The organism is Nostoc sp. UHCC 0302 (genome assembly GCF_038096175.1).
GTDB lineage: Bacteria > Cyanobacteriota > Cyanobacteriia > Cyanobacteriales > Nostocaceae > UHCC-0302.
Genome location: NZ_CP151099.1, coordinates 3,076,116 through 3,102,232, shown reverse-complemented (window position 1 = coordinate 3,102,232; position 26,117 = coordinate 3,076,116). Strand labels below are relative to the sequence as shown.

Annotated in this window: 19 protein-coding genes, 2 pseudogenes and 2 CRISPR repeat arrays; of the genes and pseudogenes, 17 read left to right on the top strand and 4 right to left on the bottom strand. The window is 38.0% G+C overall.

The window, feature by feature from the left end; translation table 11 throughout:
- The first annotated feature begins 91 nt into the window (after window positions 1–91).
- The 4 genes and pseudogenes from WKK05_RS13315 (at window position 92) to WKK05_RS13300 (ending at window position 4,005) form a co-directional block, all read left to right on the top strand.
- Window positions 92–994 (top strand): hypothetical protein, encoded by a 903-nt coding sequence (locus WKK05_RS13315; RefSeq protein ID WP_341530146.1) that lies wholly within the window; start codon window positions 92–94, stop codon window positions 992–994.
- 266 nt (window positions 995–1,260) lie between these two features.
- Window positions 1,261–1,964: a CRISPR direct-repeat array (repeat unit 37 nt; unit sequence GTTTCCACAGACCAAATCCCCTCACGGGGACTGAAAC).
- A gap of 132 nt (window positions 1,965–2,096) precedes the next feature.
- Window positions 2,097–2,342, top strand: a pseudogene (locus WKK05_RS13310) (EVE domain-containing protein); the annotation flags it as partial.
- Window positions 2,343–2,415: 73 nt separating this feature from the next.
- Window positions 2,416–3,744, top strand: coding sequence for an IS701 family transposase (locus WKK05_RS13305; protein ID WP_341530145.1), 1,329 nt, complete (start codon window positions 2,416–2,418; stop codon window positions 3,742–3,744).
- A 33-nt stretch (window positions 3,745–3,777) separates the two neighbouring features.
- Window positions 3,778–4,005 (top strand): EVE domain-containing protein, encoded by a 228-nt coding sequence (locus WKK05_RS13300; protein WP_341530144.1) that lies wholly within the window; start codon window positions 3,778–3,780, stop codon window positions 4,003–4,005.
- Between the two features lie 294 nt (window positions 4,006–4,299).
- A CRISPR array of direct repeats spans window positions 4,300–6,562; the repeat unit is 37 nt; unit sequence GTTTCCACTAACCATTACCCCGTAAGGGGACTGAAAC.
- 61 nt (window positions 6,563–6,623) lie between these two features.
- On the opposite strand, the gene WKK05_RS13295 is transcribed toward WKK05_RS13300, so the two are convergent.
- Both WKK05_RS13295 and WKK05_RS13290 read right to left on the bottom strand, forming a co-directional pair.
- A complete protein-coding gene (locus WKK05_RS13295; RefSeq protein WP_341530143.1) occupies window positions 6,624–7,196 on the bottom strand; it encodes an HD domain-containing protein in 573 nt (190 codons plus the stop codon).
- A gap of 8 nt (window positions 7,197–7,204) precedes the next feature.
- Window positions 7,205–8,557, bottom strand: a complete 1,353-nt coding sequence (locus WKK05_RS13290; RefSeq protein ID WP_341530142.1) for a TIGR03985 family CRISPR-associated protein — start codon at window positions 8,555–8,557, stop codon at window positions 7,205–7,207.
- A gap of 94 nt (window positions 8,558–8,651) precedes the next feature.
- On the opposite strand from WKK05_RS13290, the gene WKK05_RS13285 reads away from it, so the two are divergent.
- The 10 genes and pseudogenes from WKK05_RS13285 (at window position 8,652) to WKK05_RS13240 (ending at window position 20,423) form a co-directional block, all read left to right on the top strand.
- Window positions 8,652–8,966 carry a CRISPR-associated protein Csx3 gene (locus tag WKK05_RS13285; RefSeq protein ID WP_341530141.1) on the top strand — a complete coding sequence of 105 codons (315 nt, stop codon included), beginning with the start codon at window positions 8,652–8,654 and terminating at the stop codon, window positions 8,964–8,966.
- The gene (locus WKK05_RS13280; RefSeq protein WP_341530140.1) at window positions 8,966–9,937 is read left to right on the top strand and encodes a CRISPR-associated protein Csx3; all 972 of its coding nucleotides are present in this window, start codon (window positions 8,966–8,968) and stop codon (window positions 9,935–9,937) included. Before WKK05_RS13285 ends, WKK05_RS13280 begins: the two co-directional genes overlap by 1 nt.
- Before the next feature lie 62 nt (window positions 9,938–9,999).
- Complete coding sequence (locus WKK05_RS13275; protein WP_341530139.1) at window positions 10,000–11,739, top strand: hypothetical protein; 1,740 nt, start codon at window positions 10,000–10,002, stop codon at window positions 11,737–11,739.
- A complete protein-coding gene (locus WKK05_RS13270) occupies window positions 11,723–14,230 on the top strand; it encodes an RAMP superfamily CRISPR-associated protein (protein ID WP_341530138.1) in 2,508 nt (835 codons plus the stop codon). Before WKK05_RS13275 ends, WKK05_RS13270 begins: the two co-directional genes overlap by 17 nt.
- On the top strand, window positions 14,220–15,722 hold the full coding sequence (locus WKK05_RS13265) for an RAMP superfamily CRISPR-associated protein (protein ID WP_341530137.1): 1,503 nt from the start codon (window positions 14,220–14,222) through the stop codon (window positions 15,720–15,722). Before WKK05_RS13270 ends, WKK05_RS13265 begins: the two co-directional genes overlap by 11 nt.
- The gene (gene csx19 / locus WKK05_RS13260; RefSeq protein WP_341530136.1) at window positions 15,719–16,276 is read left to right on the top strand and encodes a CRISPR-associated protein Csx19; all 558 of its coding nucleotides are present in this window, start codon (window positions 15,719–15,721) and stop codon (window positions 16,274–16,276) included. The genes WKK05_RS13265 and csx19 overlap by 4 nt, the downstream gene beginning before the upstream one ends.
- Window positions 16,276–18,756, top strand: coding sequence for a TIGR03986 family CRISPR-associated RAMP protein (locus WKK05_RS13255; protein WP_341530135.1), 2,481 nt, complete (start codon window positions 16,276–16,278; stop codon window positions 18,754–18,756). The genes csx19 and WKK05_RS13255 overlap by 1 nt, the downstream gene beginning before the upstream one ends.
- Before the next feature lie 250 nt (window positions 18,757–19,006).
- Window positions 19,007–19,288, top strand: a pseudogene (locus WKK05_RS13250) (TM1812 family CRISPR-associated protein); the annotation flags it as partial.
- Window position 19,289: 1 nt separating this feature from the next.
- Window positions 19,290–19,943 (top strand): putative CRISPR-associated protein, encoded by a 654-nt coding sequence (locus WKK05_RS13245; RefSeq protein ID WP_341530134.1) that lies wholly within the window; start codon window positions 19,290–19,292, stop codon window positions 19,941–19,943.
- Between the two features lie 54 nt (window positions 19,944–19,997).
- Window positions 19,998–20,423 carry a hypothetical protein gene (locus tag WKK05_RS13240; RefSeq protein WP_341531081.1) on the top strand — a complete coding sequence of 142 codons (426 nt, stop codon included), beginning with the start codon at window positions 19,998–20,000 and terminating at the stop codon, window positions 20,421–20,423.
- A gap of 18 nt (window positions 20,424–20,441) precedes the next feature.
- Here the strand turns inward: WKK05_RS13240 and WKK05_RS13235 are convergent, their stop codons facing one another.
- The gene (locus WKK05_RS13235; RefSeq protein ID WP_341530133.1) at window positions 20,442–21,080 is read right to left on the bottom strand and encodes a Uma2 family endonuclease; all 639 of its coding nucleotides are present in this window, start codon (window positions 21,078–21,080) and stop codon (window positions 20,442–20,444) included.
- A 127-nt stretch (window positions 21,081–21,207) separates the two neighbouring features.
- On the opposite strand from WKK05_RS13235, the gene WKK05_RS13230 reads away from it, so the two are divergent.
- The 3 genes from WKK05_RS13230 (at window position 21,208) to WKK05_RS13220 (ending at window position 25,007) form a co-directional block, all read left to right on the top strand.
- Window positions 21,208–21,816: a DEAD/DEAH box helicase family protein gene (locus WKK05_RS13230; protein ID WP_341530132.1), complete on the top strand. Its 609-nt coding sequence runs from the start codon at window positions 21,208–21,210 to the stop codon at window positions 21,814–21,816.
- A 2-nt stretch (window positions 21,817–21,818) separates the two neighbouring features.
- Window positions 21,819–23,858 (top strand): CRISPR-associated helicase Cas3', encoded by a 2,040-nt coding sequence (cas3, locus tag WKK05_RS13225; RefSeq protein WP_341530131.1) that lies wholly within the window; start codon window positions 21,819–21,821, stop codon window positions 23,856–23,858.
- Between the two features lie 108 nt (window positions 23,859–23,966).
- Entirely contained in the window at window positions 23,967–25,007 is a 1,041-nt protein-coding gene (locus WKK05_RS13220) for a hypothetical protein (RefSeq protein WP_341530130.1), read from the top strand.
- Window positions 25,008–25,093: 86 nt separating this feature from the next.
- Here the strand turns inward: WKK05_RS13220 and WKK05_RS13215 are convergent, their stop codons facing one another.
- Complete coding sequence (locus WKK05_RS13215; RefSeq protein WP_341525207.1) at window positions 25,094–25,987, bottom strand: transposase family protein; 894 nt, start codon at window positions 25,985–25,987, stop codon at window positions 25,094–25,096.
- Between the last annotated feature and the right edge of the window lie 130 nt (window positions 25,988–26,117).

Sequence of the window (26,117 nt, the reverse complement as noted above, 5' to 3'; positions counted from 1 at the left end):
GCAGTTAAGCACTCTACTCAAAACCTATTTGTAACCAAGTCTGTTTGTAATCGAGATTGAGAAAATGCTGCGGAACTAAAGAGATGGAATCATGACCAAACCATCCTCAAAGCGCAAAAAAGTTGTCTCTACTTCATCCAGTAACAGCACACCACCAGATAACCAAGACCTTAAAGAAGACCCAGCTACAGCAATAATCACTGTTACCGCAGTTGAAGTTCCAGAACTAACCGAGCAGGAGCAGAGTGATCGCCTTCATTTAGAGCGTAAAGTAGAAAGAGCAGTCTTTGAGGCGGGAAAGGCTTTGATGGAACTCCGCGATCGCAGACTGTACCGTTCCACGCACAAAACTTTTGAAGACTATTGTCGCGAGAGATTCGGTTATACCCGCCGCCAACCCTACCTTTTAATGGAAGCGGCTGTTGTTTTTGATAACTTGATAGAAAAATGTGATCGGAACGATCACATTTTGCCGACGAATGAGTGGCAAGTTAGACCGTTGACCAAGCTAGACCCAGACATTCAGCCCGAAGCATGGCAACAAGCGGTAGAATCTGCCAACGGGAAAGTACCATCTCATCGCATTGTCAAAGATGCGGTGCAGCGAATAATGGAACGTACTCAAGTACCCAACACCTACCAACTGGGGGAAGTTTGCCAAATTTTAGCCAAAGATAATCCAGAACTCAGGGGTAAGGGTGGCTGTTGGGGTATCGTAAGTCAAGTGAATGATTTTAGCTGCACTGTCAAAACCTGGGATGGGGAGTACACCGTTGGTTTGCCGCACCTAAAGTCCTTCAACTACTTACCCCAGGAATGTCAGCAGATGCAGCTAATCAGCGATCGCATTAATCGACTACAGGAAAGCGAAAATTTAGAAGAAACTGCTCGTGCTGTGTTGAAATATCTGGGGGAGTTGAAGCGACCGTATTTGACTGCGGTGGAAGAAAAGCTGTTGAGTTTGATTGAGCAAGAATCTGGGATTAGGGATTGAGGCGACCCGTGAAAAAACTCGACAATAACAAATACTCATCTTATGATTAATTAATCAGCTTGATGTTTGGCAAGTCGAAGCGAGGTCAAAAACACTGGAGACTCGCCAAAATCGCCAGAACCTTGACAATATAATAGTTTCAAAGTTTCAGTGCTAAGAGAAGTTGCAAATTACTTGCAATAAGAGCGGCTGAAAATGACCAAAATTCTCGATCCGTCAAAACACTTCCCAGGAAGCCTGCTCTGTAACAGTTTCAGCACCGAGCAGTTTCCACAGACCAAATCCCCTCACGGGGACTGAAACTAACATTAAATTTCTTGTATTTCAATCTATTGCAGAGGTTTCCACAGACCAAATCCCCTCACGGGGACTGAAACTTTTGAGCGGCCAGCCCACGATTACCCCACAGTATCCGCTGGTTTCCACAGACCAAATCCCCTCACGGGGACTGAAACACAAAGACGAGAAACAGAAAATGCATAGATTCTGGTTTCCACAGACCAAATCCCCTCACGGGGACTGAAACTACCCAACTTGGGCGATCAGCTGAGCGAGCCGACAAGTTTCCACAGACCAAATCCCCTCACGGGGACTGAAACTTTTCTATGATGACTCAACCTGAGACAAAAACTGACGTTTCCACAGACCAAATCCCCTCACGGGGACTGAAACGTATCTTATTAGACCCAGGAGCTATCTATAGAGTTGTTTCCACAGACCAAATCCCCTCACGGGGACTGAAACGAAACAAGTTAGCTTCAGTATTAGACCGGACTGTAAGGTTTCCACAGACCAAATCCCCTCACGGGGACTGAAACATCAAATAATTACGCCGACTCCCGTCGGTTTTTTCGGGTTTCCACAGACCAAATCCCCTCACGGGGACTGAAAGGTTTGTAAAGGCTAGCAAGTATATTGATATTCCTCATCCAGGTTTCCACAGACAAAAGGCGAACTCTCCAACTTCATCTAGCGATCGCTGGTGGTGTGTATGAACCATTACTCCACAATAGGTCAAAGGATTTTGCGAAAATACTGCTGAAATATTGCCAAAACAGACTCAAATGGTAAATTAAAAAGCCTGTATATCTATGTTTTCTCAATGAATTATTGGCTGATGAAATCAGAACCAGAAGTCTACAGTATCTCTGACCTTCAACAGCAGGGTGAAACTGTCTGGGATGGTGTACGCAATTACCAAGCTCGCAATTATCTACGTCAAATGCTGCTTGGTGACTTAGTTTTTTTCTATCACTCCAACACTCCTTGTCCTGGTATTGCTGGGTTAATGCGTGTAACCAAAACAGATATTGCTGACCCGGCACAATTTGAGCTAGATAGTAAATATCCCTCTTCTGTCACTTTCCGGATATAATGAATAGAATAAAGGAAAGATAAAACTCTACAAGGTAAGTAGAGCAATGGATGTAGAATTACAAATCCTGAAACATTTGCCAAGGGATGCCCAGCCAACAGTTGCGATCATAGATGAATATTGTGCAGAGTACAAAGACCTGTTTAAAGAAGTAAGAAATTATGAGTGCTTTAAATATTTACATTTAGGGATAACTTCACCAATAAAAAGAAAATCATTACCAGAAATAGCCAAAGTAGTAAGTATAAACTCGGCACAGTCATTACATCATTTTATAGCCAATTCAGATTGGTTAGTAGAGAAATTAAAGAGCCGAAGGTTAGATAAATTAAAGAAAGCATTAAAGGGTCATGCGATAACCGTAGTAATAGATGAAACGGGAGACAGGAAAAAAGGTAAAAAGACAGATTATGTAGCAAGACAATATCTAGGGAGCGTAGGAAAAATAGATAATGGAATAGTGTCAGTCAACGCTTATGGAGTTTATGACAATATAACATTTCCATTAAGTTTCAAAGTATTTAAACCGAAGGGGACGCTCAAATCAGGAGATAAATATAAAACCAAAATAGAGTTAGCATCAGAAATTATTATAGAATTAATAAATGAAGGCTTTAATATTGAACTAGTACTAGCAGATAGTTTATATGGTGAAAGTAGCGAATTCATTAAAAAACTGAATGAATATGAATTAGCTTATGTCGTAGCAATTAGAAGTAATCATGGAGTCTGGCTACCTTCAGGGCAAAGCGTTAGGGCAAATAAGTGGTGTAAGTTTGAGAGAACATTTAGCAATCAAAAATCAGAAACCAGATATATACGAGAAATAATTTATGGTAAAAAAAGAGCCATAACTTACTGGGAAATAACTACTGACCCAGAAACCATGCCGGAAAATTCTACCTCTTTCGTGATGACGAATCTGCAAGGTAATCTCAAGAAAATTTTAGGTGACTTATATGGATTAAGAACCTGGGTAGAATATGGATTTCGACAGTGTAAACAAGAGCTAGGCTGGACAGATTACCGTTTCACCAATTTCCAACATATTGAGAGGTGGTGGGAGATTATTTTTTGTGTTTACACGATGATTAGTTTAAATTCTCCTGTCTTCTTAGGCTTAGATCAATCTCGTCAACTTGAGACTGAGGCACAAGATAATAGTGATGTTGATTTTTCTAACCATCCGCAATGGAACCATGAATCTGGATGGAAGAATGCTTTAAATAATCTGCGTCTCATTATCCAACCACTTTTACTATTTTGGTTAATTTATCCCTGGTTAAGTATTTTCCCTAATTCACATTTGTTACTGGGATTCAATCATTTAATTGCAGCAATGAATCAATTTAAACCCTATTATGCTTCTGGATGATTTAGCTCCTGAACTATTTGCTTATTCCGGAAAGTGACAGAAGAGGGATACTATGATTCAAAATCAACTCCTGAATCACCACGTTGGCAGACAATTGTAGTAGAGTTCGTTGAAGCGTTTAACCAGCCCATCTTATTGTCAGCACTCAGGGAGAAATTTAGCCCTGAAGAATTAATACTGGTCAGAACAGGAAATCGATTATCAGTGATGCCCATCAGTGAAGCAGTAGCTCAGAAAATTTTAGCGATGAAAATGGTTTAAACTCCGAGTGCCAATATCCAAGAATCAGTTATAGTCAGGAAAATACTCGACAAACCTAAGTAATCGCCATATGATGTCTGTATCAGCCTCATATTTGGCAAGTCGAAGCGAGGTCAAAAACGCCGGAGACTCGTCAAAATCGCCAGAACCTTGACAATACAATAGTTTCAAAGTTTCAGTGCTAAGGGAAGTTGCAAATTAGTTGCAATAAGAGCGGCTGAAAATGACCTTTTTTTTCGATCCGTCAAAACACTTCCCAGGAAGCTTGCTCTGTAACAGTTTCAGCACCGAGCAGTTTCCACTAACCATTACCCCGTAAGGGGACTGAAACAAATTGATGCGCGAGCGGCTGTATTAAAGGCGCTAGAAGTTTCCACTAACCATTACCCCGTAAGGGGACTGAAACTATACCCAGACATATAGCCATCAAACAGCATGGTAGTTTCCACTAACCATTACCCCGTAAGGGGACTGAAACACATCATCAACGCCACCGATAGAAACGGACTTAGCGTTTCCACTAACCATTACCCCGTAAGGGGACTGAAACACATCATCAACGCCACCGATAGAAACGGACTTAGCGTTTCCACTAACCATTACCCCGTAAGGGGACTGAAACAGGTGTGGACACTCAGCAAGGACAAGAGCGAAGCAGGTTTCCACTAACCATTACCCCGTAAGGGGACTGAAACTAGAGATGTTAGACGTCAAAGCAAACCTGCTGGGAATGTTTCCACTAACCATTACCCCGTAAGGGGACTGAAACACAAAAAGGGAATTTTGAATTATGCCACAAGCGAAAGTTTCCACTAACCATTACCCCGTAAGGGGACTGAAACCTTTTAAAAGTGCTGTTCCCGCTTACTGATTCAATGTGTTTCCACTAACCATTACCCCGTAAGGGGACTGAAACCATTTTCTAAACTAACAAATAGTTTGTTTTGAAAATGTTTCCACTAACCATTACCCCGTAAGGGGACTGAAACATACTCCTGGAAAGGCTGATCCGTCAGATCCATCAGGTTTCCACTAACCATTACCCCGTAAGGGGACTGAAACAACAGTTCTTCATAGCCACCGGGCTGAAGGACACTAAGTTTCCACTAACCATTACCCCGTAAGGGGACTGAAACAACCAATAACCAGCAACCAATGGCTAATGATTATGGTTTCCACTAACCATTACCCCGTAAGGGGACTGAAACTTTAAAAATTCACTTTCACTTAATAAAGATCCACTGGTTTCCACTAACCATTACCCCGTAAGGGGACTGAAACTTAAATCCCTCCGAATTATCACGGTTGATGATGGAGGTTTCCACTAACCATTACCCCGTAAGGGGACTGAAACAATTTTTCGGGCGAAAAGAAGGGATTAAGTTTAAAGGTTTCCACTAACCATTACCCCGTAAGGGGACTGAAACAAGTCTTCCCGAAATTCTGAACGAATCAATCTATAAGTTTCCACTAACCATTACCCCGTAAGGGGACTGAAACTTGTGAGAGGGGTTGTCACCCCCCAACAGATTACTGTTTCCACTAACCATTACCCCGTAAGGGGACTGAAACTACAATGGCAAAGCGGGTGGATGACTACTGCGGCGGATGTTTCCACTAACCATTACCCCGTAAGGGGACTGAAACGAGTTAAGCGATCGCGCGATCGCAAGGATTGCGGGAGGAGGTTTCCACTAACCATTACCCCGTAAGGGGACTGAAACATACTTTTGATTAAATTTGTCAATAATAAAATATCTAATGAGTAGTTTCCACTAACCATTACCCCGTAAGGGGACTGAAACATCGATGGCAAGCAAGTAATGATAATCGGGGAAATGGGGACGGTTTCCACTAACCATTACCCCGTAAGGGGACTGAAACGATCAATGTCATCTTGTGGAGTCCAGATAATGCCAGTGTTTCCACTAACCATTACCCCGTAAGGGGACTGAAACTTCCTAAAGTGGGAAGAATATCCTACAGAAAAAGGTTTCCACTAACCATTACCCCGTAAGGGGACTGAAACGTTTTTTAGGAGTTCACACTAATCAGCATAAGCCCGATGTTTCCACTAACCATTACCCCGTAAGGGGACTGAAACCAGATAACTTGCAAAGTCATGCTTGGCTAATTTATATCGTTTCCACTAACCATTACCCCGTAAGGGGACTGAAACTTGCTGTTGGGCTTGTTGTTTAGCGGCGTCCGCGTCGTTTCCACTAACCATTACCCCGTAAGGGGACTGAAACTTCTGATCATAGGCGATCGCCCCGCCTACGGCAAATGTTGGTTTCCACTAACCATTACCCCGTAAGGGGACTGAAACGTATGTTCTCCTCTTGATATTCGCCAAGCCTCTAATGAAGTTTCCACTAACCATTACCCCGTAAGGGGACTGAAACAATTGCCCCGAATCATTTCTACTCAAATCTCCTACCCAAAGGTTTCCACGAACCATTACCCCGTAAGGGGACTGAAACTCTGCAATCAGCGATGGAAACGACAAAAGCCTTTCTTGTTTCCACGAACCATTACCCCGCAAGAGGACTGAAATCTTTATAAGTAAGTTTCCACAAACATTGCCCTGTAAGGGAATTAAAAATTGAATCGAATTCTTAGCTTTCGTTGCAAAGCTCTTGAATCACCCGTGATAACTCTTGAGCCAGAAAATCTGAACCAGTAGCACTATAAACTTGCTGTAACTGTTGGTAAAACCATAAAGTTCCTTCCCTACCAGTTTTAAACTCTTTCCAAATGCTGCTGCCGTGTTGTCGGAGGTCTGACAATAATGACCTTGCATTGTGCAGTTTATCTGCCAATGAGACTAACCTGACAGAAGGTGAAGCATGACGCAGGTTTTCTAAATATTGCTGCTTACGTTCTTGCCAAGGTGGTTTAGGATATGTGTCACATTCGGTACAGCCATCAACTATCGTAACAACTGTCTCACCGAAACGCTGGCGGATTTCTTCACGTGTAGATTTGCCGCCTTGGTCTTCTATTGCATCGTGCAATAGGCCAGCGATCGCTTCTTCTTCGGTTCCGCCAGCTTCTAGTACAAGTGCTGTCACACTCAGCAAATGAGCTATGTAAGGAACGCCGCTAATTTTGCGAGTTTGGTTAGCATGAAGACGAGTTGCATAGACCAATGCTTCTTCAAATTTTGGTGTTAAGTGTAATGTATTCATAAGAAAATTCAATTCTGGTGGTAAAGCTGAAATTCTTTGGCGACATCAGCAGCAATACTTTGCCTTAATTCGTAAGGAAAGAGAACTTCGCATTTAGGCCGCCATGCCCGGAGACGCATTACAATGCCATTATCTTGCTTGCGGTAACACACTTGGTAATAAGCATCTTTTGGTGAACGATTTTTCAAAATTTCTAGTAAAGCCTGTTGTTCTGGTTGTTTCATTTTTTGTTTAATTAAGTTTTGTGCTTGCTGGTAAGAAATTTCTTCAAAAGTTTCATGTCGTTCAGTACCAGTAACATAGCGATCACTAAAATCTTTATCAAACCTGATTAACATTAATTGTGATGGCAAATAAAAATCAAAACCCCAAGCTTTAGACATCTCTACAGCAATGTCATCCGGACTAGGTAGAGTCTGTTTATGATAATGTTTGCGTAAGTTTAGTGGTAGTTGAGAATTTTCCCAATCCAAAGGAATCATTTTTTGAATCCGGTCAAGGCGAAAGTTATACCATTCAGTTTTCTGATCAGGACTTTCGCCATAAGCACATAAATAAACGGCTCTTTGAAAATAGTAAATACAGACTGGAAAAACTAGGCAATGAACCTGACTTCCGAGTTTGGCACTTGCATAAGTCAGTTTGATTGGTGGTACTGGAGTTTCTGCCCAAAGTTGACGTAACTGGTATTGCCATTCACCAACTAAGTCAATATTTATACGGGGAATTACATAATCAACCTTCAAAAAAAAGCGTTGTATACCATTAATTTCGTGAGAGTGATTTTCGACAATTTCTACTAAATCTTCGTGCAGAAAGTTCAGTTCATAAACACCCAGTTTGTTAGATTCAGCTTCATCTTTTGGCGTAAGTGGACGTTGTGGAAGCTCGCTGACACGGTAATACTTTTCGTTTTTATAAATCAACCAACCTAAGTCTGCTAGAACTTCTAAATCACCTTGCAAGGAACGACGAGTTATACCAAACAATCTTCGCTTTAATACTTTTCTAGAATCTGTTATCCCAGTGTGAGCCATCAACGATGCTTGCCATTGGTGAGCAACAACACCCGTTTTTTCGTTAAATAACCACTCTTGAGTTGTTTTAGCACAAGGGCAATCAGGATCGTGCAAGCTTGGAACTTCTTCGCCTTTAGTGTGAGTGAAACTAAAAAATGCGTCTCGCCATTCTGCGTAAGTAAACGAATCATTTAAAGCTAAACGCTCTTGACGGTCGCCATAGAGAGATCGTAACCACACCCATAATCGAATTGTCCGCAACAGTTTTTGCTTTAGTGAACCGCGTGCTAACCATTGCAATAATTCAACTTGAGCAACGTCTTGAAATACTAATTCAGACACAGCCGAATCTCGATAAATAACTTTCTTTAAGATACATCCTTTTGGAAGACATCTTTTCCAAGTGCGTGTATGATGTACCCAGCAAATCAAAGCAATGGTAATGTCTACTTACAAAATTGAGATTAAAGACAACCTATTACGAGTAAGTTTTGGCGAAACTGCCCAAAATGACCAGATTGTACGTGATGCCGCAGCCCGGCTAGAAGAAATGGCAGCATCAGGTGAATTAGCAGGAGGGCCACTTATAAAAATTAATGGGCCTATTTCTATCCCTGTTGCATTTGTTTTAGCACACAAGCTAGCTCATATATATGGGGCAGTTGCTTTTTACGATCCTAAGTTAGGTAAATATGTGATTTCTATCACACACAATCCAGCGTATAAACTGGGAGACTTGATTGATATTTGATGAGCCAAGCAACCATAGGATTAAATTGGTTTGATAAACCTGCAAGAATCATGACGACTTACTATATAGAGTTACAGGGTGACATCCTTAAAGTAGGATTTGGCAATACACAAGCTACAGGCGATCGCATTGTCTGCGATGTGGCAACAAAATTAGATGAAATGATTATTACAGGAGATATACCTGGAGGTTCCCTGATTAAAATCAACGGGCGGGTATCTGTATTAGTTAGCCAGGTCTTAGGAGATAAGTTAGGGAAAGTATATGATGCGATCGCCATCTTCGATCCGAAAATCGGAGATAAAGGGCTTGATAGATATGTAGTTACCATTAGCAGACATCCAGACTATCGAGTAGGGGATACCTTAGATGTGGTGCGAGACTCACAGCCGCAAAACAACCTGAAAGTTGTGTTGTGTGGCTTTGCGAATACAGGAAAGACTTGCTTTCGGGATGGATTAAAACAAGCACTATTGCAAATTCCTAAAGCACCAGAATCATACTTTATTTCCGGATGTCCCGATGGCGATGGTTCTTGGTACAGCGAAACCGCCTGGCGCGATCCTGATCTAGCTGCCCAGTTGAAAGCACAATACAAAGCAGGATTTACTAAAGAGTTCGCCAAACTGAAGGCGCAGGAAGTCAGAGGTATCAATACCCCGATATTCGTCTTTGATATTGGAGGGAAAATATCAGACGAGAACCGCTTGATTATGGCGGAAGCTACCCATGCAGTAATTTTAGTGAAAGATGAGTCAGAAATTGAGCCTTGGGCAAAGTTGTGTGCTGAGTTGACATTGCAAGTTGTAGCAATTATTTTCAGCGACTTTGACGGAAACAATGATGTTGTTGAATCCGAATCACTGATTTTACGCAGTAGGGTTCATAGATTAAAGCGAGGTGAGGATGTATCACAACGTTTAACCGTGCAGGCTTTGGCGCGGTTGCTGGTGGGGTTGAGTGGGGAATAAACACATAAATGATTTATGTTCAAGAATTAAATCCTATGTCCAAATTTACAAAAGGATAGATTATGTATTTGGTACTTATTGAAACATCTGGAAATCAAAACTACATCTTTTCCACTAACAAACTGAAAGAAAACATTGGTGCTTCTGAATTAACCTATCGTGCAGGTACAAAATGGGTTTTAGAAGCTGTAGAAAAAGCAAGTAAATCTAATCGGTGTTTGAGTCTATTTAAAAATGGGCAACAACTCAGGGATAATCTTTTAAATGAAAAATTAAATCCGCCAATCGCTCCAAATAATAATGTTGAAGTTGAGGCAATTGTCTCTACTTCAGGAAAAGCATTATTACTAGCAAAAGAAGAAAAAACTGCTAAAGAAATTATACAGTATGTTACTCTTAAAGCTCTGAAGGAAGCACCAGGATTAGATATTTGTGGTGTAACTCATAAATTTGATTGGAATAAAGAGAGTTTAGGAAAAATTAATAAAGCAATACATCAAAAATTTGAAACTGTCCGCTCTCAAAGACCTGCTAATGATTTAAGATTTTTGCGCTTACCAATAATAGATGAATGTTCTACAAGTGGTTTACCTGCTTCTCTAATAGACAACTCTGGAGAAAAACCTATTTCTATAATTAGTTATAGTAAAAGAAATTATAGTGATAAAGGTTTAGAAAGAATTATAGAATTAATAAAGCAGAAGAAAAATGACCTTAATTTTCCTAAGACTACAAGAGAATTGATTAACTATTTTGAAAGTGAAAGTGAAAGTGAAAGTGAAGGTAAATGGTTATCTGTTATTCATGCAGATGGTAATGGTTTAGGAGAGATTTTTTTAAAACTTGAAGACCATATCAAGAATGACAATAAAAGTTGTTCAGAATCCAACAGAAACTATATAGACAAATTAAAGTATTTTTCTATTAATCTAGATATTTGTACAGAAACAGCTTTTAATACCGCTATTGATGTTTTTGAATTTTCTAATCAAAAACTAGTTACAGTTATACCATTAGTTTTAGGAGGAGATGATTTAACTGTAGTTTGTGATGGTAAAAGTGCTATTAAATTTACTAAAATTTTTCTCAATAGTTTTGAGCAAGAAACATCGAATAATAAAATAGTTGCAGAAATTGCAGCAAAAGCATTAAAAGTTTCTCGCCTTTCTGCTTGTGCTGGAATAGCTATTATTAAACCAAAATTTCCTTTTTCAGTTGCGTATGAATTAGCAGAAAAACTTATGCAATCTGCTAAGGAAGTCAAGAAAAAAGTAACTTATCCAGAAACAAATAAGCCCTATCCTTGTTCGGCTTTTGATTTTCATATACTTTATGATTCTAGCAATATTGATTTAAAAAGTATTCGGAGCAAGCTAGAAACTAAATCAGGGAGTACAGTGACTCAAAAGCTATATAACCGTCCTTATGTAGTAACTGATGACAAAGAACTTCAAATAGCAAAAGGTTTAGAGTGGGCTAAATTTCATCAATTTTCTAAGTTGGAAGCAAAAGTAAAAGCCCTCACTGCTCAAGATGAGAATGATGATAATAGGCGATTATTACCTAATAGCCAGATCCATGAACTGAAAGCTGGATTATTTTTAGGTAAAAGTGTGGCTGATGCAAGGTATCTATTGATTCGTGATCGCTATCCAGAAGAATTAACTATTTTAGCAGGTAGTGAAAAGTCACTATTTCAAAAAGAATCCGATTTAGAAATTGATATTACTGGATTATTAGATGCGATAGATGCAGCAGAATTTATAAATTTAGAGGATAAAAATAGTGAGCAGAAGGCATAAACAAAAACAAACTCAGGAAAAACAACCTCAAACATCAGTCAATAACAGAGCGAACAACTTGAATACTAAATCTACAAAAATAGATAAGTGGACTATCCAAATTAAATTTACCAGTGATTGGCACATTGGTTGTGGTGCAGGCATACCCGGAGATATTGATAGTTTAGTACAAAAAGATAAAGATGGAATACCTTATATACCAGCTAAAACTATTACAGGTATTTGGCGGGATGCTTGCGAATTATTAGCTTTTGGTCTAGATAATGGTGAAGAAAATGGCACTTGGCAAAACTGGGTAGATTATTTATTTGGTGAACAACCTGCTTTAGCAAAAGAAGCAATAGAAACATCTCCTATTCCTGCGGCTTTATCAATACGTCCAGCATATTTCTCTGAACCTTTACGGGAAATTCTCAAGAGCAAACCTAATGTCAATAATGCTCTAACTTTTATAAAGCCGGGAATTAGTATAGATGTTCAATCTGGTTGTACTAAAGAGGAATTTCTCAGATTTGAGGAAGTAGTTAGAAGTGGGGCTGTACTAGAAGCAGAATGTGAACTAATTTTACCAGTAAATAAAGATCAAAAAGAGGCTGCTCATGCTTTGTTAATTGCTGGAACTAAATTTGTAGAACGTCTTGGTGGTAAACGTCGTAGAGGAACAGGAAAGTGTCAATTAGTAATTAAGAATGAGGATATAAAATACCGCATTGATTGGATTTCAAAAAATTTTCCACTAGATCCACCATTAAAAAATGATTCATACGATAAAGAAGATACAAAAAATCTAGGATATGTAACTAAAGCTGAAGACAAAGAATGGGTAGAAATTAGTTTAGGAATTACTACCAAATCTCCCCTGATTATTTTTAAACGAAGTGTTAGTAACGTAGTTGAGACACTTGATTATATTCCTGGAACTCATTTACTAAAGTTAATTACCAAAAAATTAAGTGGACTAGGTGTAGATTTAGGTAGTGCGATCGCCAATAGCGATATCATCATTACTAACGCTACATTAGAAGTCAATAAACAGCAAGGTAGACCTGTACCTTTAGCACTATTTTATGAAAAACTTGGAGGTGGTCTAGATAAAGGAGGTAAGGTTTATAATCGCTTTATAGAACCTGAACAAGATGGTCAATTAAAAGGCTATCGAACAGGATATATAGATTCTACAGATGGAACAACTTTACCTCATTATGAAACAATAAAAATGAGTGTAGGGACTCATAACACTATTGAAGATCAAGCTCAACGTCCTACCAAAGATTCAGGAGGAGGTATTTATAGTTATGAAGCTATTCAAGCAGGAACTAAATTACAAGCGAAATTAAAACTAAGGCAATCCATAGCACATATTTTAGACAAGAATAGTAAAAGTTGGCGTGAATTCTTAAAAGGAGATTATCGTATTGGGCAATCAAAAAAAGATGATTATGGTGACATAAGTTTAGAAATTTTAAGTAATTCAGACTCTAAGTATTGCAATCCGAAAATTAACAATAATAAATTAATTGTTTGGTTGCTTTCTGATGTATTACTCAGAGATGAAAGATTACGCCCGACAACTGATATTAAATATTTCAAAGCAGAGCTAGAAAAATATTTGAAGGTGGAGCTTGAAATTAAATTTGGTGCAGATACCAAACTGACATTCATAGCAAAAACACATCGAATAGATTCTTGGCAAGTACGCTGGGGATTACCTCGCCCTTCATTAGTGGGATTAGCAGCAGGAACTTGTATTGTTTTTGAAGTTAAAGAAACACCTGAACAAGAATTAGTAACGGAAATTGAATTAAGTGGTATTGGTAAACGTCGAGCCGAAGGGTATGGTCAGATTTGTTTCAATGACCCAATTTTAATAAGCCCTATGTCAACAGTAAAAGAACAGGTAAAAGCAAACAAACAAGAAAATTCTGCTGTCAATTCCAATTTATACCTTGAAGATAATCAAGATACGATTAATTATGCTTATATATTGGAAAAAGCGGCATGGAAAGAAATTATTCATCGAGCATCTTTGCTTTTGGCTTCTGACTGTACTTCTCGCACTCAAATTTTAGACATAAAAATCGAGAGCAAACAAAGTCAACCTCCTATGAGCCAATTAGGAAGCTTACGTTCAGTCCTGACACGCTTGGAATTACCAGACAATGAAGGGATAGAAAAATGGATTCAGCATTTACAACAAACTAAAAATCGTGCTGAGAAATGGCCAAATGGGAGTTTAGATAAACTTCGTCAACTAATTACCAGTCCTACAGAAATTTGGGAATATTTATCATCTGCTTTAAGCAAATTAGGACATAAACAAGGATTTGCTGAATTTACTTTGACTGCAACAGGAGAGGAAAGACTAAAAAAAGAATTATGGACAGAAGCAGTACAAATTCTTATAGATGCTTGTATCCGCGCTCATAAACGTGAGCTTGAAAGTCAACAAAATAATACTCAAAACGAGGAATTAAAGTCAGATGGCACGTAGAATAGCTTGTCGTATTAAAGTCGGTGGTATCTTGATTGCCCAAAGTCCTATTCATGTAGGTGGTCATGGAGGAAATCCTCAAATAGATTTAGCTTTAGCTGTCAATGGTGAAGGTCAATATTATATTCCAGGAACAAGTTTAGCAGGAGCTTTCAGTAGTTGGATAGAAAAAGACCGACAAGCAAATAGTGTTTGGGGTTATCAGCAACCAAAAGATGCTGATGGTCACGCTAGTTTTATTATTGTGGAAGATGCTCTTATTCAGGGTGTAAATACTGAAATTAGAGATGGTGTAGGTATTAATAGAGAATTGGCTACAGCCTCAGTAAAAGCTAAATATGATCGGGCGATATTACCCAGAGGTTGTAAAATTCCATTAAATATGACACTAGATATACCTTTAAAATCAGAAGAAGAAGCAACAGATTATAAAAATACTTTCTCCTCTTTGATTAAATCTTTAGAGTATGGGGAAATTCGATTAGGTGCAGCAAAAACAAGAGGATTGGGAAAAGTAAAGTTATCTAATTTAAATGTTCGTCAAGTTAATCTGAATGAACGTGATGGTATATTAAAAGCTTTACGGGATAATTATGAAATTGTTACTAAAGACTTTTTAGAAACTTATAGCATTTCTGCTCAAAACCAAAAATGTAAATTGACTTTTGAAATTTATTGGCAACCACAAAGTCCTTTAATGGTAAAAGCTGAAGGAAATGGTATTGCTGTAGATATTCTTCCTTTAGTTAGTGCTATTGAAAATAGCCTTACCTTTGTTTTACCAGGTAGTTCAATTAAAGGAGCTTTACGATTTCAAGCTGAACGCATTATTAGAACTGTTTGTCCTTCAATAGTAAAAGCATCTTCTAATTTTATGGAGCAAATTGAACTTCCATTAGTTGATGAATTATTTGGAACAAGAGCAAAAGCTAATAATAGCACTCATAAGGGCATTGGTTCATTATTTATTGATGATTGTTACGCCAATGTCCCTATTACTCCTTCAGCTTGGGAAGATATACAAGCTGCTACTGATGAAAAAAATCTGAGAGACGCATTAAATAATGCTAATCTCCAAAATATTCAACAAGCTTTTCATGTAGCAGTAGATAGATGGACTGGAGGTGCTGCTGATGGTATGTTGTATAGCAATTTAGATTTGATGAAGATAAGCTGGAAACCCATATCTTTGATTTTAGATATTACTCACCTTACTAAAGATAACTTTTCTCCTATTTCCCTACTTTTATTATGTTTGCGTGATTTCGTAGATGGTCGTATTCCTTTAGGATATGGGACAAATAGAGGTATGGGTTCAATTAGAGTTAATAAAATTACAATCAATGGCGATAATCTTCCAGACAAGTTAACTAAATTCACTCATGTAACTTTACTAAATGGAAGTTTAACAGATTTAGATTCTGAACTTTTAAAATATTTAAATAATACTTGGACAACTTGGATAAATAAAAATAAGGTGGTTAATTCATGATAACTTTATATGGAAGAATTTCAAAAAATCATATTAGTCTCAAATCAGCTTTGGAAAAATGTGCTTCTGTACTTTCTGAAGCAGTAGCGATTATTTATTCTCCTTTTTCCTGCCAATTGGCTAAAGTTGAATCAAATGGAGATTTAAAAGACGCGAATAATCAAACCTTACCTCTTGATAAAGTTTTTGAATTGAGAGCATTTAATCAAAATATTGAATTACGTTGGTTGAATCAATTGAATGGTGAAGGTAAAGCCGTTTTAATTTCAGAACAAAGTATTTCCGATTATTTAGATAATGATATTCCTGCAATTCCTGCATTAGATACAATTTCTCAACAATATATTCTATGGGGTAAAGGAATTAAAACTGTATCACCTTCAGGATGGGGAAAACTTGCTACTGCTCGTATCGGTTCTATAAATATTCCATTGAAAGGAATAACGACTGATAAACGAGTTTATTTGAATGCTGTTGAATATCTCAAAGAAACTGATGATAATGGTAATGTTTCAGTAGTAGAAGAAAGATTAGCAGGATTAGTGGTTAAATAATGTTAACAGGAAAATTAAGTGTTTCTAAAAATGGAAAAATTCAATTACAATTTACTAACAGTAAAGGTTCATTTAGTAGTTGTATAATTCCAGATTCAGCGTTATCAGCAGATTTATTAGAAATCAAAAAAACTGTGATCGCACGACTTAATGGTTTAGACGTTGAATTAGAAGAAGTAGGTGGACAGCCAAAACATATCCGCGAAAAAGGAAAGCCTTTTGTATCCACTCAACCTATTACTCCTACACCTAAAAAAGAAGTAACAACACCACCGCAACCAGTTCGTTCATTTCATAGTTCACCTAGAAACAATACACCAGGAGATTTTCACAACCCATATAACTTTGTTCCAGCACTTCCACGTAATATAGATGGGGAATTAGGCGATCGCACTCCTTGCGGACATGGTTCTTATCTAGATAATCATTGGAGTGGCAGAATTTCCGTTACCTTAACCACCATTACACCTTTATTGATTCCTGATGCAGCCAAAGCAGAAGGAACAAATCATAAAATTTATCCACTTCGATTAGATGCAGATGGTAAACCTTATTTACCACCAACTTCAATTAAGGGAATGTTGCGATCAGCTTATGAAGCAGTGACTAATTCTCGATTGTCAATATTTGTTAAACACGAAGAACGTTTAGCTTTTAGAATGTCTACCAATATTGGTATACAAATGATTCCGTGTCGTATTGAACAAGACGAAAATGGTAATGAAAATGGTAATAGATTAATTCGTTTGTTACCGGGTACATCAAATATTCGAGATGATGGAACTCCTAGCCCTAACTTAATGTATGCAGCTTGGCTACCTCGTTATAGAAGTGGTGAAATTTCTAGAAATGCTGTTAGATACCCAAATGGTAACTTACCTGAACATCAGCAAGAAGTAGAAGCCTGGGTTGAAAAATTTCAGCATTCGAGATGGGATAACAAAAACAAGCAACATAAAAATGATTTTCAGTATTGGCGTGTACGTAAAATTGTTCCTTTAGGAGAAACACTAGGAGATGAACCAGATCCAACCACTATGACTAATACGGTAAATAGGCAATCTCATCAATCTTTAGGGGTAATAAAAAAGATTCGTGGTTTTGTTTGTATTACAAATCAAAATACTGATAAAAAACATGATGAACGAGTATTTTTTAATAGTGAAAATCCAATTATTCAAGTTTTATTTACAGATATTGCACAAAAGTTAGAAAAGCAATGGCAGAATTTAATTAATAACTATCAAGAAATACATGAAGATGAAATTTATAAAAAACATAAAGATAGCCCACCTGCTTTAAATAATTCTGTATGGTCACGTCATATCAAGGGAGTAGGTTATAGTCTAGCAACTCATGAACGCAACTTAGAACCAGGCACTCTCTGTTATGCAAGGGTAAGGAAGGATAATAATGGGTATGAAATACTGGGATTATATCCAGTGATTATTGCTAGAGAATTATTTGCAATAGATCCTCTAAGTTTATTACCACAAGAACTTAGACCAGCTATTCAAATAGATCAACTTTCTTCAGCAGACAGAGTATTTGGTTGGGTAAACCAAAATAGTCAAGGTTCTTATAAAGGTAATTTACGAATTAATTCAGTAGAGTGTAATTCAAATGATTCTGTAGAATCATTTGGAGATGATGGTTTTCCTTTAGCTATTCTTGGACAACCTAAACCACAACAAGCAAGATTTTATATTGCTCAAGATAAACAAGGAACACCACTTGATAAAGGAATAGCAAAAGAAAATACTTATCAAAGTAATAATGGGTTAAGAGGACGCAAAGTCTATCCTCACCATAATAATTTACCTGCACAATACTGGAATAATCCAACACAAATAGAACAAGAAGGATATTTCCAAGAATATCGTAGACCTAAAAATAATAATATAGAACGAGATGATCAAAATCGTTCTATTACAGCTTGGGTAAAACCTAATACTACCTTTAGTTTTAAAATTGACATAACTAACCTTTCAGATGTTGAACTAGGTGGATTACTTTTCCTTTTATCTTTGCCTGAAAATCATTATCACCGTTTAGGAGGTGGTAAACCGCTAGGTTTTGGCAGCGTAAGGTTAACTATTAATTGGGATAAAACTGACCTTCGTAAAGGAGAAGCTTGGCGCGAGTTTTATTCTTCTTTATACTCAACTTTTAATTCATCGCCTGGACAAGCAGAAGCATCAATAGCAATTTTTAAAAATGCGGTAACTGAAGCTTATGGTAACGGTAAATCTTTTGAAGAAGTTCGCTTTATCCAAGCTTTTTGTTGTGGATGCCAAGGTTTTAATGATAATAAACCTGTTCATTATCCCAGAAAACGGCAACAACAAGGACAAAATCCTGTACCTCCAAATCCAGAGGGTAAGGCTTTTGAGTGGTTTATTGAGAATGAACGCACTAGTAGTCCTAAAGTTTCATTACCTGCGCTTTGGGATGAAACAGGTTTACCACTATTACCGTAGTCGAAATTGAAAGAATCAAAAATCATGAGCCATATTAATATCATCACATTTTTAGGCAATCGCGGCGCATTACAAACCTGACTTTTCACGGCATCTGGAAAACGCCATTTTGAGCTTTTCCAACCCCTGATCTTTAGGTTAGACATTTTCATTAATTTAAAGCTATTGAGAATTAGTCTGTGGAAAAAGCCACGTTGTTTCGAGGTTTGAGGACTTCCCGTGAAAAGTCAGATTACAAACTACCTACACTCATAACGGCAAAGAATATGTTGGTGGTGTTTTTGCAGAGGCTTTACGACAATTTTGTGAATACGACAAAATGTTAGTATGTTTGAGAGAAAGAGCTAGAGAAAATACTTGGCCTGTTCTAGAGGCTTTGGTAGATTCGCGTATTAAACCAGTTGATATTCCAACTGGCAGAAGCACTCAAGAAATGTGGCAAACATTTAAGATAATTGCAGAACAAGTTAATCAAAATAATCACGTTATTTTTGATATAACTCATGGACTGCGTTTTTTACCTTGGTTTTAAAATGATAAAAACCGTTATCTGTTCTGTGGGGACAAGTGCTGCAAAAGCATTGGGAGTTCACCCAAAAAAATTAATGGATTGGGTGCAGCAACAAAAAAGCGTGGAAGATGCTGCTGAACAAGTGTTCTCTACTTTTCGTGAAATTGTCCCTGAAGGAGAAAACTTAAAAAATAAGTTATCTGCTGAAATTCACTCACTTTTTAGAATTGGTATTACAAATCAAGACAGAGTAATTTTGCTGTCATCAAATACAGATGATGGATACTGTTGCGCTCTTGCTGTTGAAAAATATCTCAAGTATCACAGGAATAGCATATATGCAAAAGCCGAGCGAATTACAGGACTTCAAGTTGTAGATGCTGAAACTTTCAAAAGAGAAGGGGTTGTTAACTTTGTCAAACGTATTCTTCAAGAAGTTGATAGTTACGATCCCAGTAATATTATTCTCAATCCCACAGGAGGATATAAAGCTCTAGTTCCTTACACCGTTTTATTGGGTATGTTAAAGGGAATTAAGTGTGATTACATATTTGAGCAGTCAACTACATTACTAGAATTGCCACCGCTTCCTGTAGAGTTTAAGCGATCGCAATTTGATATATATAAAGATTTATTTGAAAAAATAGAGCGTGAGACAGAAATATCCCAAGCATAATGGGAAGAAAGAGTTCCTTATATAGAAAAAAAACTTTTAGAACCTTTGGTTGAAGTGTCTAATAAACAAGTAACTATTTCTGCGATAGGTTTCTTATTCCTTGAGGAAATGCGTAAGCCTTCAGCTTTAGTTCCTTTTCTTTCTCAAAAAGCTATTAAAGATTGCTTTGATAACATAGTAAAATTAGATAACTGCGATCCATTTCGGTATCTATCAAAAGTTTCTGCTTCTACAGCAGCTTTTGAATCTGACAAACATATTAATGTAGGCAATGGACTATATTGGCTCAAGCCTGGTAGAACAACAGATCGTTATTTAGTATCTGTAGAAGGTTGGCGTATGTTGGTATGGAGAGCAATTCGTGAAGATCAGGAAGGTTTTGACTACCCAACTAAAGTTAAAGTTAATCCTGATAGTGAACGTCGAGCATATTCTCCATTCATGCGTGTAGATTCTGATAGCTACTACGAGTTAAAGTAAAGATAAATGGCCATCGCCTTACCCTTCTTCATCCATCTGTCCCTTTACCCACTCCCTAATCGCTTGTCGGAAAACTCGTCTTCCCACCATACGGCATCTTTCAATTAGTGAGGGAATTTCTTGAATATTCAGATTAGGAAATACTAAACTTGTTTCTCTTTCAAGATATTCCTCACCTTGCAACTGGTAAATTTTGATTTCTCCAGAGTCATAAGACCAAATTTCAGGTACACCTAACCGTACATATATAGGAAAGCGATCTAAAGATTTACTGGTAACATCAATTTCTAAAGCTAAATCTGGAGGTGGGTCTTGATTTAAATCAAACTTGAGTTTACCTCGAATTAAAGCTTCATTTTGAAAATAAAAACAATTATCAGATTCTACCCCAGCCTTTTTTAGTTCTCGTTTCCAAGTAGCTGAACCGTAACACTCATAATCTAGCTCTAAAACTTCAGCCGTATCTTTGATAATGTCACCAATTATTTCTTTGTAATATTCATGTTCTGGTAGTGGTGTCATAATCTCTAACGTACCATCATCATAAGCTACCCTAGCTGCACGACTTTCACCTAAGTCTACTAATAAATTCTCAAATTTTTGCCAACTGATATTGTAGAGAACCACTCGATCAGCGCGACGTTCAGTTAGCAGCATAATTCCTCGCACAATCAGTAAGCAATCAATAATAGTCAGTAATCAGTGAGGACTGTAGTATAAATTTGAAAATTTATAACTAATTACTGACCAATCTCAAAAATTATCCTAATTCATTTTATCAATTATGATTGATAAATATTTCCAAACCCTGACTACATTTCCCCCGCGCAACTTTCAACGAGAAGCGATCGCTAAACTCCTCAATCACCAAGATATCCTGCTCCGCGCACCAACAGGTTCAGGAAAAACGGAAACAGCGATCGCACCCTTCCTCTTCGCCAAAGCCCTCAATATAGACTTCCCCAACAAACTCATCTACGTTGTACCTCTGCGAACATTGGCCAACAGTCTCCGCCAACGGACTGAAATATTAGTTGTGAACTGGGAAAAGGCTTATCCATCATCCCGTTCCCCCGTAGTAACTCTGCAAACAGGAGAAAACCCAGAAGACCCTCGTTTTGAAGGTGATATAGTCTTCTGCACAATTGACCAAATGTTAAGCAGTTTCCTCAATATTCCCTATTCAGTCGGTCGTGGTTCTGCTAATGTGAACTCAGGAGCGATTTTCGCTTCCTACTTAGTATTTGATGAATTACATCTGCTTGACCCAGACCGTTCTTTCGCTACTGTGCTGAAAGTTTTGCAACAGGTCAAAGGTATCGCACCATTCTTACTGATGACCGCCACACTTACAAATGAACTTGCCATCCAAATCAAAGACTTGATTGATTAATCATGGAAATTATTCAAATTGAAGACGCAGATTTACAGGTGATAGAAGGTGATCGCTGCCGTACCTTCCAAGCTGTATCCCGTCCGCTCAACGCTTCGATTATCCTAAATGATATTCAAGTTTACGGGCGTAAACGAGTGATAGTCATCTGTAACACTGTTTCTCAGGCTCAGGGATTATTTAGGGATTTAGAAGAACTAAACCATAATGAAAGATTGCACGTTACACTGCTGCATTCTAGATTCTTACCAGAACACCGCGCCCAAAAAGAAACCGACCTCAAAACTATATTTGCTCAAGACTGGAAAGACGATGGCAATTGCTACGTTCTAATTTCTACGCAAGTAATTGAAGCAGGAATCAATATTACTTGCCAAGTCATGCACACTCAACTTTGTCCTATGAACTCACTGTTGCAACGGGCTGGACGTTGCGCTCGGTTTTTGGGTGAGCGAGGAGAAGTTTTTATTTATCCTACTGTTGAAGTGAATCCAGCTTCGACTGTCATAGCGATCGCAGATTTAGAAGAAGATGAATCTGACCCCAAAAAGCAAAGTTTTCTACCTTATCCCAAAGAAACGTGCGAACTAACATGGCAAGTTTTAGAAGTACACACTCAGTCTGCACAAGCCAACAAAAATGTTGGATTTCGGACTGAAGAAGCTTGGATTAATCAAGTTCATACGGCAGAAGACTTATTACAGCAGCGTAAACAAAACAACCAGATGCAGTTTGAACAGCATTTTGAAGCTGCATATTTTAGAGGGGATCAATCTGCTGCTGGCGAGTTAATTCGCTCCGTAGATAACCGCAGCTTGTTTGTCTGGGAACAAACGCCAATGATTGACATTGAAGAAAAAACCATCGATCCTCGAAATCTGCTGGCTTTTTCAGTGCCGATATCTACTCTGTGCAAAGCTTGGAGAGAATTTCAAAGTTCAGGTTTTGGAGGAGACTGGATTTTTAAGCGAATTGAACTTCCGAAGAAAAAATCTGAAACCTACAGCCAACCTGTTTGTACTGCTATTACCTCCCGTGCGGCATTGGTTAGCAGTATTCAGATTTTGGTCAATCCACGCTATCTCTACTATGACGAACACATTGGTTTACTTATTGGGATCAATGAGTTTGGGAATGGTTTTGCATCACCGCCAAAACCACAACGTTTCATCAAAAATGAGTACTGCTACCACATGGATACTTATGTTGGTCACTTGGGCTGTATGTGGACTTGTTGGCGCAACTCCTTTGAAACTACTCGTCTGAAAAATGGTGAATCTGCGGATACTGCTTATAGCAGTGTCCGAGATGAACTTTTAACAGCAGGTGGACAATTAATCAAAAGCAAAATCTTTCCTCACATCCAACAGCAGCAAGCAGAAGCTTTATTTGAGTTGCTGGTATTGTTGGCTATTTTCACCCATGATTTAGGCAAACTCCAAGTAAAATGGCAAGAAGTTATGCGGGGATGGCAAGCGATCGCTCACACATCATTCCAAGCTAAAAATCCCAAAGCATACTTATTGGCACATACTGACTACAATCCCGAATCCCAGGAGCAAAAAACTGCACTCAAAGCCCACGAGAAAAAACATCAGCGCCCCAACCATGCTATCGAGAGTGCATACTTAGCTCAAGATATTTTGAATCAATGCTTAGTGCCTTTACTAGAGGATTATTTTTCTGCTGATAAGGAACAGATTCAATACATACGGCACACAGTGATACTAGCAGTAGGCCGTCATCACTCAGCTTGGACTGGAGGATGGCAAGAAGCAGACTTAACCCGAATTAAAACTATACAGCTACACCCTCAAGCACAACAAGTGATCGCTCAAAGTTGGAAAACCATGCTGCGGTATTTGCCCTCTACCTTAACTCTACCACCAGCCAATCTCAGCAAGAATATCTATCCTCTCAAACGAGAATTTGATTTGAATCGATTTACTAATGACCAAATTGAGTATTTACAACTTTATCTATTAGTGGTCAGAGGTTTAAGATTGTGCGATCAGCGTTCAGTACAACTTCATAATATCTAGCAACTTACTGCGAACTCATAAACGAAGCTTTGAGGTATTGGAATACCCCTCTTCCAACGGGGTATAGAATCTTATTCAGTTCGCAACTTTCATAGGTGATACGCCTAAATGATAGAGAATTTATTTGTCACCAAAAAATACGGAAATTATGCTGATACGTTTCTTCTACTGGGTTTGGTGCAACTTGTTGAGTATGCCTTAAGGAAAACAAATCAAAAAAGCGATGTTGGGCTTGTAGATGAAGGTACACGCTACCGCATCAGTTTAAAACAGGCTGTAAATCTGGAGGCGATCGCAAAGCTTGATTACACTAATCCATTTCCACCAGTAAAAGGTCAAAAAACGGACACAAGCAAAATTCCCCAAGAGACAGACTTTTTTGACACAGCAAAGGAGAGCGAAAAACGGAAACTATATAAAGATTACGTATTCCAGCAAAGGGGTAAGCCTCAATGGAATGAAGATGCACCAAAACCACCCCATGCCAGTACGCAAAATGGCGTGATTCTGACTTCCATGCGTCACGATCGTAATCATAACGAACTGTGGCAGTTAGGCTGGCAACTAAAAGACCATTATGGTGCTTTACTGGTTGCGCTATTCCAAGCATTTAGTGAAGAGATTAACTTTGAACTAAACACGGAAACTAACCGTTGCCAGGAATTATTTACCCAAGCCACTAACCGTAAATTGCCAGAGGTAGCTAGTGCAGTAAAAATTTACCTACCTACTTCTGTACAAGGCGTTAACCGAGTTAAGGCAGATACTAATAAAGTTGACTCTCAAAAGGCAGATTGGTTGAGCTTATGGCTGATTGCTGGGGGTTTATTTAGCTTTGGGATTGCTGAACGCATAAAAATAGCTGATCGTGTTTTTGACTGGCGAGTAGTTGTTCTAGAACCTCAAGATATCCAATTGAGTAAATACAAAGAAGTACTAGATCAACTTCGTAAGTACAACCCTCCGTCTGGTGGGCATGGGGTGGCTCGATTTGACGCAGAGTTGATTTTGCGATTTTGCCAAGAACTCCTGAATAATCACGTTTCTCAAGCTGATGCAGAATCTGATGAATTAGACTTGTCCGAAAATTCCAAAGCCAGACTGTTCAAAGCTTTGGGGCAAAACTTTGATATCTTCGTAAATACGTAGTTATAAGGCTTTGAGATAGTTAGTGATAATTTAGAGGCATAAAAATTAACTCCTAATTTCTAAAAATTTATGATTTTTGCTACTAGCTAAGTTGGCAGAACTAAGCTACCAATTCTTAACCTAACTAATCCGCAAACTGTTAAAATAATCTGCTCATACGTCTCAAGCTTTAAGCGAAATCTTTGTGAGGCTATGCGGAATATTTTAAGTAATCGAATCAAATGTTCAATGAATATCCGATTACTAGATAAAGCCTTATTTTCATCTTTTTGCTGTTGAGTTAATTCTCGTTTTGGTTTCTTTTTATGAGGAGTAGTGATATTCTCACCTCCTTGAAAGCCTTTATCACCTGAAAAGGGTTGAGATTTATCAAATTTATTTTGAGATTGACGAAACAATTTTATATCTGCTGTTGGCCCAGGAACACCTACTTCTACCTCTACAATATCTTTGCCTTCTGGTATGCCAATTATCAGACTTTTTAATGTATGTTGTCTCTTCTTTCCAGAAAAATATTTCTGTTGCTCTTTTTGGTCAGAATCCCTATATATTGGCTGTTCTAAGCTATCGACTAATAGCCTAAAATTTGTTAATACTTCTTGAACAAATAGTAAATCACTTTCATTATTTGATACTTGTTCTAATAAACTAGCAGGTAATATATCACGAAGAATTGGTATCCAGTCGTGAAATGTATCATTAGCTTCGGTTTTGGAAACACCAAATAGCATTCCTAATACTTGGAATGTTGGCATCTGTCTTAGATAAAATAGACATAAACATACTTGTTCTTCGGTTGATAACTTTTCGGGACGACCACCACCAGCCGCATTAATTCTAATTTTATGACTCTCTTGTTTAGCTTTGATGTATCGATTTCGTTTTAAGGCGCAATTTAGCAGTGATTGCAATTGTTCGTAACTAATCCCTAAAATCTGTTTTGTTCGTAGTGGATACTTTTGTATATAATCTAAAATCATAACTAATTGTGGAAAATGGTAGACGCCCAATCTAACGTTTTACCATTTTTCTTTTCCTAAGTTAATATTTCGGACAAGTTTAATCTTTTAATTGCTTATGGATATGCTCGTTGGAATAAGCCCAAAGAAA